At 41.4% G+C, this 14,466-nt stretch carries 13 protein-coding genes and 1 pseudogene; 8 read left to right on the plus strand and 6 right to left on the minus strand.

All coding sequences use genetic code 11. The annotated features are described in order from the left end of the window. Positions 1-182: 182 nt before the first annotated feature. Positions 183-1,007: an AAA family ATPase gene (locus E0F88_RS26280; protein WP_131961270.1), complete on the minus strand. Its 825-nt coding sequence runs from the start codon at positions 1,005-1,007 to the stop codon at positions 183-185. Then, the gene (locus E0F88_RS26285; protein ID WP_131961271.1) at positions 994-2,409 is read right to left on the minus strand and encodes a TnsB C-terminal domain-containing protein; all 1,416 of its coding nucleotides are present in this window, start codon (positions 2,407-2,409) and stop codon (positions 994-996) included. The genes E0F88_RS26280 and E0F88_RS26285 overlap by 14 nt, the downstream gene beginning before the upstream one ends. Positions 2,410-2,557: 148 nt before the next feature. Between E0F88_RS26285 and E0F88_RS26290 the strand changes: the two genes are divergently transcribed. The 7 genes and pseudogenes from E0F88_RS26290 to E0F88_RS26315 all read left to right on the plus strand — a co-directional run bounded on the left by E0F88_RS26290 (position 2,558) and on the right by E0F88_RS26315 (position 8,131). Beyond that, positions 2,558-3,175 carry a recombinase family protein gene (locus E0F88_RS26290; protein ID WP_131961272.1) on the plus strand — a complete coding sequence of 206 codons (618 nt, stop codon included), beginning with the start codon at positions 2,558-2,560 and terminating at the stop codon, positions 3,173-3,175. A 257-nt stretch (positions 3,176-3,432) separates the two neighbouring features. Beyond that, entirely contained in the window at positions 3,433-4,011 is a 579-nt protein-coding gene (locus tag E0F88_RS26295; protein WP_131961273.1) for a Crp/Fnr family transcriptional regulator, read from the plus strand. 72 nt (positions 4,012-4,083) lie between these two features. Continuing rightward, positions 4,084-4,245, plus strand: a pseudogene (locus E0F88_RS34870) (maltose acetyltransferase domain-containing protein); the annotation flags it as partial. Positions 4,246-4,551: 306 nt separating this feature from the next. Beyond that, positions 4,552-4,674: an LbetaH domain-containing protein gene (locus E0F88_RS34875; RefSeq protein WP_374756327.1), complete on the plus strand. Its 123-nt coding sequence runs from the start codon at positions 4,552-4,554 to the stop codon at positions 4,672-4,674. A 3-nt stretch (positions 4,675-4,677) separates the two neighbouring features. Continuing rightward, entirely contained in the window at positions 4,678-5,316 is a 639-nt protein-coding gene (locus tag E0F88_RS26305; RefSeq protein WP_131961275.1) for an NUDIX hydrolase, read from the plus strand. A gap of 872 nt (positions 5,317-6,188) precedes the next feature. Next, a complete protein-coding gene (locus E0F88_RS26310) occupies positions 6,189-6,863 on the plus strand; it encodes a response regulator transcription factor (protein ID WP_131961276.1) in 675 nt (224 codons plus the stop codon). Continuing rightward, a complete protein-coding gene (locus tag E0F88_RS26315) occupies positions 6,860-8,131 on the plus strand; it encodes a sensor histidine kinase (RefSeq protein WP_165940154.1) in 1,272 nt (423 codons plus the stop codon). Before E0F88_RS26310 ends, E0F88_RS26315 begins: the two co-directional genes overlap by 4 nt. A gap of 189 nt (positions 8,132-8,320) precedes the next feature. Here E0F88_RS26315 and E0F88_RS26320 read toward each other — a convergent pair whose 3' ends face one another. From E0F88_RS26320 to E0F88_RS26335, 4 genes are read right to left on the minus strand one after another with little or no spacing between them, the layout of a single operon-like run. After that, the gene (locus E0F88_RS26320) at positions 8,321-9,031 is read right to left on the minus strand and encodes a LytR/AlgR family response regulator transcription factor (RefSeq protein ID WP_229213921.1); all 711 of its coding nucleotides are present in this window, start codon (positions 9,029-9,031) and stop codon (positions 8,321-8,323) included. Further along, complete coding sequence (locus E0F88_RS26325) at positions 9,016-9,801, minus strand: ABC transporter permease (RefSeq protein WP_131961278.1); 786 nt, start codon at positions 9,799-9,801, stop codon at positions 9,016-9,018. Before E0F88_RS26325 ends, E0F88_RS26320 begins: the two co-directional genes overlap by 16 nt. Then, the gene (locus E0F88_RS26330; protein WP_165940155.1) at positions 9,798-10,706 is read right to left on the minus strand and encodes an ABC transporter ATP-binding protein; all 909 of its coding nucleotides are present in this window, start codon (positions 10,704-10,706) and stop codon (positions 9,798-9,800) included. Before E0F88_RS26330 ends, E0F88_RS26325 begins: the two co-directional genes overlap by 4 nt. A 49-nt stretch (positions 10,707-10,755) precedes the next feature. Then, positions 10,756-11,817: a sensor histidine kinase gene (locus tag E0F88_RS26335; RefSeq protein WP_131961280.1), complete on the minus strand. Its 1,062-nt coding sequence runs from the start codon at positions 11,815-11,817 to the stop codon at positions 10,756-10,758. Positions 11,818-12,042: 225 nt separating this feature from the next. Between E0F88_RS26335 and E0F88_RS26340 the strand changes: the two genes are divergently transcribed. Then, the gene (locus E0F88_RS26340; protein ID WP_131961281.1) at positions 12,043-14,451 is read left to right on the plus strand and encodes an outer membrane beta-barrel family protein; all 2,409 of its coding nucleotides are present in this window, start codon (positions 12,043-12,045) and stop codon (positions 14,449-14,451) included. The last annotated feature ends 15 nt before the right edge of the window (positions 14,452-14,466 follow it).

A 14,466-nucleotide genomic window follows, 5' to 3' on the forward strand; every position in this document is an offset into this window, starting at 1 on the left:
CTTCTACGCTTTAGGCTTTGTGTCGATCCTGATGCTGCACCATTTTCCACGTGTACTAGATAACGGAGGATAAATAGAACAGCAAAGTAAATCCCAGAAATCTGTGTGAACTTTAACAATAAATTGCATATTTATTTCAACATTAAATTGCCGTATTAATAGGGATCAAACTTGAATGTTACTCACCCAATAAGCAGACACTTTCTTGCGGCTTCAACAACCTCTTTGGTTACTGTTTGCAGCTTGTTTATTTCCATAATCCTGCATATCTGACTGAATATACGGTCAATCAATCTAAAGTTGCCGCCTGTGATTCGTATGATAGTATTCATTGCTTCATAGTCGGCAAAATACTCCGGATCATATTCTTTACCCATTTTACTCCATATTCTAGGAAACACAAACCGCATTTCATCTTCTCCCAAAGATTTATATTGATGTGCAAATCCGATCCGGGAGAATAGCTGGGGATATCTCGAAAGTCTTTTCTCAAAGCCAGGCATACCAATCAGTACCAATCCGAAATGTAAATAATCATACATATTCCTAACTTCTTCCAGGCTATTAAAACTAAGCCTGTCTGATTCATCAAGTATAACTAAAGGGCAGAATGAATTTGCGTATTTGACTCTTACTTCCAGATCCGTTATTCCATTTGCTTTTGCAACGGATGAGCCATAACCAAAGTAGCGCCGGTGAATTTCATATCTAATAGTTTTTGGTGTGTTGGTAACGGGAACTGTGACAAAAACACCTTTGCAAATTTTTGCCATTGAACTATTCTCTAAGGATATATCACTGACAAGGTTCTCAGAGGTTAATTCTTCCCTCCATTTAGTGTAATATGCAGCAGCCAGCGATTTGCCAACACCAGGTTCTCCGTAACAGACTCCTATATACCGGTAGTCTACACATGAGTTAACAAATTCCTCAAACCTTTTAAATTCCTGCGTGAGAATAAATGAAGACAGAAACTTTCCAGGAATCTTTAAATCATTCATTTTCATAAATACGAAGTTTAGATGTTTTCGGCTCACTGACTACGGATTGCTTAGGAGATGATGGACATTTCCTGCCTGTGACACCTTTAATGAAGGCTTTTGACTGTCTGAGCTGATCAAATAAATCCTTTTTTACGGAGCTTCTGGCTGCTTTAATCTCTTTAAGGCTGATAGTCATATCAGAAAGATCCTGACAGACAGCTTTGCATAGGAAATTATCCTGGTGGTAGACTTTAATCTCACCCAGATCATTAGGATCATATCGGATAGTTACGGTTTCACCAACAAACGCTGCCAGAACGATTGAGATATATCTCATGCCAAGGAACCGGATGCCATCCCTTTGCACCTTGCGTGGCCTTTGAATGAACAATAGTAAAAGATCAAGTTCTTCAAATGAGTTCGGCATTTGAGGCAAAAAGCCTTCTGACCATCTTTGAAGGGGCGAAACGCCGATTGTCCTATGTATTTGCTGGTTGTAAGTTGTCACTATAAAGTCCTTTACAGCAGAATTGAGCTCCGTAAAAGTCAACTTTGGTTTAGAAAGAGGTTTACCATTCTGGCTATAACCAGGTAGGATTGCTAGAAGCGTGTCATTCAATGTTCTGAAAAACCGTTCAATTTTACCACGGCCTTGTGGACGGCCCACAGCTGAATTGAAGTGACGAATCTTTAAATTGACACATACCTGTTGAATATGTACAGACATGAAATCAGTGCCATGGTCGGTGTAGAGAATCTGTGGTATTCCGCAAGTCTCCCAGCATGGTTCCTCTTTTCTGGAAATTGCCTGTCTTAATGCCAAAGCGGTATTAATAGAGCTTGGAGCTTCTACTGATAATTGAAATCCTGCAATCGCCCGGCTATAATCATCCATTATAATAGTAAGCCAGGTTTTTACTTCCTTTCCATCGCTGTCCAGGACATAAATGTCTAGCTCTGTGTGATCACATTGCCATATTTCATTAGGGGCCTTGCACTCTCTGCGATAAATAAGTTCAAATTTTTGTCGGTAAGCTTTAACACCTTCATGAGATAGCGTCAACAAAGCCGGCTTGATCTTGCGTACAACATTATATACTGTTGTATAGGAAGGGGGCTTTTGATTGGCTTGCTCAGCTAACAAAACAATTTTCTGATAAATAGCCGTAATCCTCAGTTTGGGTTTGAGTAAAGCGAATCCGCCGATCAGCTCTTGCATTTGCTGTGACATACACCTTCGCGTTCCCTGGTCTTTTCTTTTTATATGATCCAGTCCGGGAAGACCCAGGTTTATAAATTTTTTCTTCCAGTCACGCAGAGTCCGCACCGGTATATTGTGAGTCCGGGATAATTCTGTTATAGAAACATCCTGACTGAGTGATGGCAGAATAAGTTGATACTTATCCCATGGAGTTCGCTTTGCCATATCAATTTGGGAGAAAGTAGCGCGAAAAACATTATAAAATAAACGTTCGTATAAATAGTAAGGATAATTTAGCAAAAATGCTTTAATATTACGCTGTTATTATTATAAAATAAATACCTTATTTAGGTTTTCATCTAATCGATTAAAAATGCCTAGAAATATTGCCTACTTACGTGTTTCTACCCTGGACCAAGATCTTGAAAAGAATAAAGCCGACATACTACACCTGGCCAATGAGAAAAATTTAGGAAAAGTTGAGTTTGTACAGGAAAAGGTTTCCGGAAAAGTTTCCTGGCGTAGCCGTAAGATCGGTCCAATCCTGGACGAACTTAAAAAAGGAGATGTCATTTTACTTAGTGAGTTTTCCAGACTTGGCCGGTCTATGCTTGAAGTAATGGAGATCATTTCCATTGCCATGCAAAAAGGCATCCGGATCTATACTGTGAAAGGCGCCTGGCAACTAGACGACTCGATCCAGAGTAAAGTGATGGCAATGGTTTTTGCAATGGCATCAGAAATTGAAAGAGACCTGATCAGCAAGCGGACAAAAGAGTCACTCGCGGCCAAGAAACTATCTGGAATAAAACTGGGCAGGCCCACCGGTCCTGGTAAAAGTAAACTTGATCAGTTCAGGCCTGAGATCGAAGCATTGCTGCTCAGTGGTTCTAGCCAAAGGTACATTGCGGACCGTTATCAAATTACAGAGGCTACCTTATCGAACTGGATAAAAAAGAATAGTATCAAGAAGTATCAAAAAGCAGCGTAACAGTATAAAGTATTTATATACACAGGGTCGCAGAAAATTGGGAAGGCTGAATTTTCAGACTGCATCAATTACTGCAAATTAATCTAAACTTTTCAAGCAAGAGAGCGTTGAGACCCACAGCAAAACGGAAGGAAAACCAATAAATCTATGAGTAAAGAAATACAACCGTTTTTGCGCACCCAAAAGACGGCTTAGTGAGGACTCGTTAATTGAGAGAAAGTTACTGGAAGGTATTGCATTAAAAATTGAATGTGGAAATGAATTATTCAAAATTTGAGAATACGGTAAATGGGTTAAGACGTTACCACCAGATGTGTGATGCCTCAGTTAATGAGTTGCTCGCTCATTTTACACCGCAACGCCTTCCTAAGTACCATATTTTAATCCGCCCTAACCTTAGTAATAATTATTTATATTTTATCGAACACGGTTGCACTCGGACATATCTAATCGCTGACGGAAAGGAAGTGACCAACTGGTTTAGTAGAGAGGGGGATATCACGTTCTCTTCCAATGCGCTCTATCACCGGACGGCAGGGTTCGAATACGTTCAGTTATTAGAAGATTCACTTCTATATGCCATGTCTATTGACACTTTGAACGAGTTGTATAAGAACAATATAGATATAGTAAACTGGTCACGCATAATCCACCAGGAGGTGCTTCTTAAAATGCAAAGGCTTCGCCTTGATCAATTATCGCTTACTGCCAAGGAACGTTATGAAAAGTTTATTATTGAAAATCCTGGTTTAATTAACCGAGTTAATCTAAAATTTATAGCATCCTATTTGGGCATGACTCAACAGCATCTCAGTATCATCAGGGCAAAACACTGATTTTAATATAGATGAAATTCTGTCTTGTGAATGTTACCTAAATTTGTCGATTTAACATATTTCAGATTCCCAATGAAAACCGAATTACAAAAATGCTTAGATGGGGAAGTTTTTAACACTTCTGATCCGGAGTTACTGGCCATTATTCATAATGCAAGAAGCCTTACAAAAGACTACAATCAGACTGTCAGCACAGATTCCGACAAGCGACAAAGCATTTTAAAACACCTCCTTGGAAATGTAGGTGCAAATGTAAATATTGATACACCCTTTTATTGCGACTACGGCCAACACATTGAAGTGGGCAACAATGTGATTATCAATATCAATTGTACCTTCGTTGATTGCAATAAAATCAAGATTGGCAATAATGTTCTTATTGCCTCTAACGTCCAGATCTACACGGCCACACATTCGGTAAACCAAGATGATCGGCTTGTCGAAAACTGGGACTCAGATTCAGGAATTCCCTATTTCAGGACATTTGCATTACCTGTTACCATTGAGGATAATGTATGGATTGGAGGCGGCGCAATTATATTGCCTGGCGTGACCATAGGCAAAAACTCAGTCATTGGTGCCGGTAGCGTTGTTACGAAATACATCCCCGAAAACTCTGTTGCTGTGGGTAATCCCTGCCGCGTAATTCGTAAAATCAATTGAGTCATGACAGATACGACCAATTGGCTGCGCTTTGTTCAGCGATTTAGTGCCTTGGCTGAAACTGGTCTTGCATATTCTCAGAATGATTACGATAAAGAACGCTATGCGGAAATTAAAGTAATCGGCCTGGAAATGTTAGCAAATATGGCAAATGTTTCTGCCGCGACGATTATCGAACTGATGCCTCCGGATAAAGGGTATCAGACCCCAAAAGTTGATATCCGTGCTGTCGTACTAAACGCATCGAACGAATTATTGATGGTGCAAGAAAAAGTCGATGAAAACCGGTGGAGCTTACCCGGCGGCTGGGCGGACATAGGTTATACTCCGTTCGAGGTTGCAGAAAAGGAAGTTTTTGAAGAAACCGGCTTAGAGGTAAAAGCCACGCGTTTATTGGCCGTATTTGACAAAAAAATGCATCCCCATCCACCGCAGCCCTGGTACGTGTATAAATTCTATATTTTATGCCAGGTGACCGGTGGTGAGTTGTTAGCGGATACAATTGAGACAGGGGAAGCATCTTGGATTGATCAGAAAGCACTCGGTACCATACCTTTTTCAACAGATCGAATAACCCTATCTCAATTGAAAACTGTTTTAAGAATATCAGCTGACCCTAATGGGCCTACGCTTTGTGATTAATGGAACTGTATTTTCGCACTCTAAAACGACGGTTTCAATGAATCCGCTTGTGCAAAATATCTCTGTTAAAACAGTGCAAAACAATTCTATAATTCACACGATTTTAGCGGACCCATAATGTACAGCATAAGGACCGTTTTTGCGCACTCTGAAAACGCCCGCCTATTGCATGATGGCAAAGAACAATTGGGAAGAGACAATATCAACTTGTGAACGTGATTAACTATTTGGGTACTCGGTTGACTTTACAGAAACCTTACATGTAGTATTCCCGACAACCCAATTTATTTAATCAATACAAGTTGGTTTAACCCTCACTACTATACGTTTTGAACATAATAAGTAATTTCTGATTATAGAATATAAAATTAATATATTATAATTTATAATCATAATTTTTATGATGTTTTTGTGGATAAAGGTGTTTCGCCAAAAAGCTAAATATAACAGGTCGCCCATGTGCTTAAATCTAGCTTCGCTCCTTTCAACGATGTCCTACTGCCCTTGCCTCCTTGCAAACATCAGGACTTTTTGCACGAAATTTCAGAATAAAATTGTGGTGATGTAGGTACCAATATTCAGGATGGGTCAAATTCAAAATAGTACAGTTTAACGTGCCATTTTGCACTATAATAGTAATTTGTTCCGGTGTATCACTAAATCGTAATTTCGAAGTATAGCGATCAGCCATTTTAGGAATCAAAAGTGAGAAAAATGGAAGGGTCTAAGGGTACGGAAAAACCACCGTATAATTCAGATAGCAAATTTCATAGATGAAATCTATTAGTGGTTAGCAACAACTATTTGCCGGCATCAGCAAGTCGCTAACCTTCTTCTAAAAAAATTCCAAATCATCGATGTAAATTTCTGAAATGAAAATCCTGATCATCGAAGACGAACCAGAACTTGCTGCCGACATTGGGGCTTATCTATCCGCGCAGGATTACTTGTGTGAATATGCCGGTACATGGGCGCAGGCAAGGGAAAAAATCGAGTTTTACCGTTATGAATGTATCCTCTTGGACCTGATGCTGCCTGGTGGTGACGGATTGGATATTCTTGACATCCTTAAAGAAAAGGGGCAGCAGGACGGTGTGATCATCATTTCAGCCAAAAACGATTACGAAAACAAAATCAAGGGCCTGCATGCGGGCGCGGACGATTATCTGGCCAAGCCCTTCCATTTGCCTGAACTGGCAGCGCGCATTTACTCAGTAATCCGCCGCAGGAGTTTTGCTAACCAGAACAATGTGCTGCAAAATGAGCTGAAAGTAGATTTGTCATCAAGGGTCGTGACGGTGAATGGAGCTATTGTTTCATTAACCCGCAAAGAGCTGGACCTCTTATTGTTTTTTATCAGCAATAAAAACCGCGTCATCGGTAAAAGTGCATTGGCTGAGCATTTATCAGGCGACATTGCTGATATGTTTGATAATCATGACTTCGTATATGCGCATGTTAAAAATCTTAAAAAGAAGTTGATCGAAGCTGGTTACGGTAATTATCTCAAAACTATTTACGCGACAGGCTACAAATGGGAAGGATGAAAAAATTGCTGGACCAAAGCCTTCGCCCACTTGTTATTTATGCGATGGTGGTGCTGATCATAAGCATTCCCGTTTATTTTCTGACCATCAACTGGATCTGGGAAAATGAACTGGATAAACACCATTATGCGATCCGGGAAAAACTTGAAAAAAGATTGACCAGCATGGATCTTCCCGACAGCTCGGTGACGGGTATGATCAATGTGTTAGATAAAGTGCAGCCAGGATTTTCTTTTGCCCAAGCTACTGCACCCAGCCCGGACAGTAGCTACACACTGATCCGGTTTGATACTTTCATGAACGACCGTGAGCAGTTTCGTTGTTTGACGACCGATATCCGTGTGAATGGAAAACTCCTGCGGGTTCTGATTGAAACCAATATGGAAGAAATCGATGAAACGATCCTGGCAATCGCAGCGGTCACCATTTTCTTCTTTATTGTGCTATTGGCCGGCTTCGTTTACCTAAACCGCAAGACCTCGCTGCGTGTCTGGCGCCCCTTCTATGAAACACTGGACAGTCTGCATGCTTTCAGATTGGAAGGCGGCAAACCGGCAGCATTGCCTGAATCGCAGGTAACTGAATTCACCGACCTGAACCAAAGCCTTGACAGGCTCATTGATGCAAGCCTGGCCTCATACAAGCAGCAAAAAGAATTTACCGAAAATGCCTCGCACGAGCTGCAAACACCATTAGCGGTTGTCAAATCCAAGCTTGACCTGCTGCTGCAAAGCCGCTCGCTGGATCAGCCGCAAATGCGAATCCTCGAAGATGCATACCAGGCCATTAACCGCGTGACAAGGATCAATAAAAACCTTTTGCTTCTGGCAAAAATCGAACATGCCCAATTCGACAACCAGCAGGACATTTCTGTTTCCGGGTTGCTTGCTGAACTGAGTGCGCAATTCGCCGATCGGTTTGCAAGCAGCGGCATTCGTTATACCCAGCAAGTAGGAGAATTGATTTTGCAGGCCAATCCAATGCTTTTGGAAATACTGCTAACAAATTTACTTGTGAATGCGCTGCGCTACACCCCGGCAGGTGGCAACGTTACTGTACGCACGAACCAACGCATGTTAATATTTGAAAACACGGGCATATCACCGCTTAATGAGCAGAACCTTTTCCGGCGGTTCGCACAAGCATCTGCCGAACATGTCGGTAGCGGACTTGGACTTGCTATCGCCCGCGAGATCTGCGAGCGCTACGACTGGCAAATTTCCTATGATTTCGACTGTGGCCATCATCATTTCACTATAAGATTCTGATAATTAACACTTTAAATTTGACTGATCAATCAATGGGCCTAAGCTGGAATAGTAAGCGCTTTGGGAAAGGTATTACCATGCACCATTGCCTATTCACCAACAATAGGAATTTTTTTAGATATATAAAACAAGGTATGTCTATGAACAAAACTCCTAAAAGGCTAGCAGTCGCCTACACACGGTATGCATTTACTTGGGCAAATCCAAAGACATTTTCATAAGATCTTTCCAGTAACGATCACTTACCGGTAAATTTTTATCTGCCATCAATACCCGGTGTTTCTCTATCCTTTCCACTTTGTTAAGATTGATCACATGACATTTATGAATTCGTAAGAAATTCTGCGGCGGTAATTTTTCCAATGCTTCCGATAATTTCATTCTCACAACGGTTCTCTTCTCTGCTTCAAAGAACGTAACATAATTTCCCGCCGACTCTACAAACAGCAATTCTTGCAATTTGATCTGAACTATCTGATAGCCGTCTTTAACAAATAAAACATCAGATACTCCTTTCATCTTATGTCTCTCCCTGGCTTTTTGCACAGCCGTCAAAAAACGGGGTAGCGTAATTGGTTTAAGCAAATAGTCCGTTGCTGAGAGGTCAAAGCCCGAAACCGCATATTCGGAGTATGCCGTGGTGAAAATAATCAAGGTCGAAGGACTAATTAGTCTTGCAACCTCCAGACCATTCATATCCGGCATTTTTATATCTAAGAAAATTAAGTTTACTTCTACTTTTTGCAAATAGGCCAGCGCTTCTCGGCTGCTAAGAAAAGTACCCAATAACTCCAAATCCGGTACTGCTTCTGTATGCCTTCGGATTAGATCCAAAGCAATAGGTTCATCATCGATAGCAATAGCTTTCATATTGAATTCAGATATTATTCTTTGAACCATTTTACAAAGTCCACATAACTTAACAATGAAAACACCGCGAAATAAAGCAAACTGAAAATTTCATGTATCGCAAATACCCCGATCTGATTATTGGAGACAAATTGCTGGGGGTTAACAGTGAGGTAGTTATATGAGTAAGGATAATAAACCAACTCCGGCGCACGTCCCTGGAATAATGCGACAAAAACGATCCCACTGACGATTGCAAACCCAATGGGAATAATCATATTTTTAAACCGTATTGACATCCAAAAATGAATAGCAAATACACCGAGTGTTGCAACAAAGGAATGAAAACAGGTATTAAGTAAGTACAGGTAATCAGGTTTGGTACTTAACATTTTAAGTTCTGGATGCAAGATTCCTAGTAAGTTGCCGCTAACCAGCCAAAAGGGAATAAATAGCCCATACAAAGAGGCAAACAAAATCAGTAACGTAAGGTACTTGTACAAGTAAAGTGAACTTCTTTTAACAGGTAAAGTGAAAAGGTGCTTCCAGGCTATGCTTTTATGTTCAATATTTAACACCAGGCACATCAGAAGCACCACCCAGAAGTTGGTATACAAAAAAGCCATCCCTTTCCAGGAAATCTCAGTATAGGCAGTCCAGGTATTTTCTCCGGTTTTGGGGATAAAATTCTTCCATTTTGTCATCACAACAAAAAAGACAAGTCCTGGCATGAACCCTGCACCTAACAGCAAAAGCCAAAAGGCAAAGCTGTTCCTAATCTTGATAAATTCAGTACTCAGCGATCCTATAAAGTGATTCATGCTTTTTTGAGGATATTTAAAAATAAACTTTCAAGGTCACTTTTGGCCTTCTCAATATGAAAAATAGATATTCCTGCACTTACCAATAGATTACACAGGCTTGCAATCTGTTCTTTATCTCCGTAAGTAACTTCCAAATAATTACCATCATTACTCAACCGTAAACCAAAAGTTTCTTCAATAAGTATTTGGGCTTTTGTGTTGTCGTTTGTTTCTATTTTTAAGTGACTGTGCCTACCCTGTGCAAAACCAAGGTCCTGTATTGTTCCCTGAAAAATTAATTGCCCGTTATCAATAATACCTAAGTGGGTAACAAGCTTTTCTATTTCTGGGAGTTGGTGGCTGGATAAAAATATACTTGTTCCGTTTTCCTGGTTAAGTTTTATTAGAAGCTCTCTTATTTCAATAATCCCATTCGGATCTAAGCCGTTTATTGGCTCGTCAAGAATCAATAGATCAGGTTCTGCCAAAAGAGCAATTGCAATTCCAAGCCGTTGCTTCATACCCATAGAATACGCACTGACCCTTTTCCTTGCATCCTTATGTAAATCAACTATTTTAAGGACTTCTTCCACCCGGTTGGCTCTTATGTTTCGAAGTCTTTGTGTAACGATCAGATTGTCCCGGCCGGACAGGTGCTCATATAGCGACGGCTGCTCGATCAATGCGCCAATTCTTGAAAAAATAGACATTTTGTTTTCTTCCAACGGTTGCCTAAATAGATAAATCTTATTTGGTACTGCTGATAAAAGCCCTAATAATAAACGTATTGTGGTTGTCTTTCCGGCACCATTGGGACCTAAAAATCCGTATATGGAACCTCGGGGTACCATGATGTTTAAATTCTTGATAAGCTGCCTGTGCCGGTCAAATCCAAAATTCAGGTCTTGTGTTTCAATGATCATTGGTGGCGAGTTGTACATTATTAATTTGGTATATCAGCATCTAATTATTCTACAATTCTACCCACAAATTTACCTCGTAACTGGAATCATCCTCCTTAATCAAGAGCTTGTGACGAAGCGGATAAAGCAGTTCTAGTCTTTTCCTAGTATTCAACAGTCCCACACCGGACGGGTTTCCAATGCCCGTTTCTGCGGCTTTTAAATTCGCGATTGTCATTCTTAATTTCCCCTTTTGGATTTGGATGTCTAAATCGATTTGACTCATGCGGTCGATACTAATTCCGAATTTGAATGCATTTTCAATAAATGGTATCAAAAGCAATGGCGGAATTAAGGCTGGATTTTTATCATAAAATATCTGTGAATGAATCTTGATATTCTCACGTTTTGGCAATCTTATGTTTTGTAGATGGAGGTAATCCTCAATGAATTCTATTTCATTGATCACCTCGGTATTTTCAACGTGAGAGCCAGTCAAGACGTAACGCATCATTGTAGACAGTTTATCAATAATGTCAGCTGTTCGAAGCGCATTTTCTTCTAAGGCAGTCCCGTACAAATTGTTAAGTGTATTGAAAAAAAAGTGCGGATTAAGTTGGGACTTAAGATTTTGAAGTTCTGCCTGAGAATGTTGATACCGCCGTTCGGTGGTCAGGTATTCACGTTGAAAAATCCATCGAACAGATGTATAAATACCTGAATACACAAGATACACCAAGAATAAGGGGATGAATTTATTTGTTTCAGGCTTATCCGACAGAAAAGCACTTATGAAATGGAAAAAGCCTGAAAACACTGCACCGAAAAAAACCTGCAAACCGAAAAACGTCCATATATCCCTTCTGACAAATATTTTCTGGTATCCAAATTCTACTAAAAAAGTGAAAAATAGAATAATCCAGTAGGTGCCATCCCTGAAACGCTCCCAAAAATTTGGAAGGTCATTAATTTGATTATGAGCAAAGTATAATGATTGGTAGGTGTAAGAGAACAGATCAAGAACATGGATAACGACCATCCATAGCAATGCGTGTAATAGCCATTGCTGCCAAAAAGTAAGTTTTATGATAAAGTTGATTTTGCTTCGGCCCATAGATATTTTGCTTTTCATCAAAGCAACATGTTATGAGTAGACTTAGCAAATAAATGGGAGCAACACCCTGACCTTTGTGAGAAGTGAGGAAATAAACATTGTTCTGGACCTTATACCGGCTTACAACTAATTTTCTAGTTCCGCCAAGCCTTTTTTTCCCCATTTGTAAGAAAAACGTCAATTCTAAATTTCTTCCAAATCAATCCGGACTTTCGCTATCAGATCTAACAAAATGAAATCTAAATGGCTTTCAAAATTTCATTAATCCTGCTCTCTTTCATAGCAGCGCTACACAGCGTCCAGGCGCAGGTAAACAAGGTCACTATATCGGGCCAGGTCGCTTCGCAGCCTAAAAAGGAAATGCTGCCGTTCGTTAATGTGATCTTGAAAACTGAAAAAGACACTGCGTTCGTGACGGGCACAATTACGGCTGCCGATGGCCGGTTCACTCTGACCGACATTGCGCCAGGAAATTACCACCTGGAATGTGCTTTTTTGGGCTTTCAAACACTTAGAATACCTGTAACAGTCGGTGCACTGAGTGCTTTTCTTGACCTGGGTGTTCTGGAGATGAACGAAGACGCGCAGGTATTAAGGGAGGTAACTGTCACCGGGACCCAGGCCGATGGCGTGGATGACAAGCTTGACCGAAAAGTCTTCGACATCAGCAAAAATTTGAGCCAGAGCGGCGGGTCTGTTCTGCAAGCGCTTAAAAACCTGCCAGGCGTTACAGCTGGTGAAGATGGCAAGGTTATGCTCCGTGGAAGTGATAAGGTAGCTGTGCTGGTAGATGGACGCCAAACTGCTTTAACGGGTTTTGGAAATCAGACCAGTCTTGATAACATCCCAGCGTCAGCGATTGAAAGGATCGATATCATCAATAACCCTTCTGCCCGATATGATGCCAATGGGAACGCGGGCATCATCAACATCATTTACAAAAAGAACAAACAGGAAGGCTTTAACGGCAAGCTAGGCATGACCACAGGACTGGGCGCACTGTGGGTGCGAAAAGAGAATTTTCCCGGCATCCGTCCTCAGTCCCGCAATACCCTGAAACTAAACCCCTCGGTAGCCTTGAATTTCAAAAAAGAGAAAATCAACATCTTTTTTCAAGGCGATTACCTGCATACACCGACGCTCAACAAGAATGAATTTACAAACCGTTACTATGATTCGGGCGATACAATACGGCAGCAACTAAAACGCAACCGCAGCACCAATGTAGTAACATCCAAAGCGGGCATAGACTGGAACTGGAATGAGCAGAATGCATTGTCGGTTTCGGCCCTTTTCAGCAGCGAGAAGATCCTGGACCGGGGAGACCAGCCTTTTTTTAATGCAGATTTTACTCAGCGACGCCGTCTCTGGCAGTTTTTGGAAGATGAATTGAAAACCACGGTGACTGCGACAGCCTCCTACCAGCATAAATACCAACAGCCGGGCCGCCTTCTGAAAATTGGCTTTAACTATACATTTCACCGGGAAGATGAGAAGTATTTTTTTACCAACATCATGCCCGATTTTACTGGCCAGGATGCATTCAAGCTGCTTTCGGATGAGAATGTGTTCGACTTGAATGCAGACTATATCCGGCCCTTACGGTATGGTCGCTTTGAAGGCGGATTGAAACTGCGCAGGCGATTTATTCCAACCAATATGCAGTTCTTCCCAGGCCTGAATTCACCGCTCGATAGTCTTGCAGGCGGCTGGGCCAATTACAAGGAAACGATTCCGGCCTTGTATGGCAACTATGTTTTTGAAAACCGCAAGTTCGAGCTGGAAGCAGGTCTGCGGGTAGAGTATATCAATCTGCGCTACACGGTTAACCCCACGCACCCAACCTATAAGAGTGATGGGTATTCCTACGCAAAGCCTTTCCCCAATGTGCGCCTGGCTTATAAGCTTAATGAGCATGATAAAATTTCCCTTTTCTATAACCGCCGTGTTGACCGCCCTAACGAAGTGGATATCCGCATTTTCCCAAAATATGACGATGCCGAAATCATTAAAATCGGAAATCCTGCGCTCAAACCACAATTTACCAGCTCCTTTGAGGCAGGATACAAAACCAGCTTGACTCGCGGTTCGCTTTACGCGGCAGCTTATCACAAGCAGACTAACGGCACCATTACCAGGATCGGAACTACCGTCCCGGGCAGCACCTTGATCTATAATATTTTCCAAAATGCGGGTAAGAGCTATAATATCGGCGGCGAGGTGGTTTGGCAGCAAGATCTTGCCTCATGGTTTTCGTTAAATGTCAATGGTAACCTTTACCGCAACAGCATTGATGAATTTACGGTGGAAAACCTGTATCCGGTCCGTTCAGTATACAGTGCGGGCAAACAGCAGCTTACCTCAGGAAGTGCGAAAATCAATGCGTTATTAAAAGGAAAAAAGACCGAGTTGCAGGTAGCAGTTATCTATCAGGCACCCGACATCGTACCGCAGGGCCGAACCGGTTACCGCCTCTCTGTTGATGCAGGCGCAAAACGTCAGCTGCGTAAAGGCGAGCTGTTTGTGAATGCAACCGATCTTTTCGGAACGCTCATCATTCGCAAAACAGTTTACGGCGAGGGCTTTCATTATACCAGCCGCGATTACTACGAAACCCAATTGATCCGGGCCGGATACAGTTTCAAATTTTGACTTTCAGCAAAAATA

Source organism: Dyadobacter psychrotolerans (assembly GCF_004349265.1).
Classification (GTDB): domain Bacteria; phylum Bacteroidota; class Bacteroidia; order Cytophagales; family Spirosomataceae; genus Dyadobacter; species Dyadobacter psychrotolerans.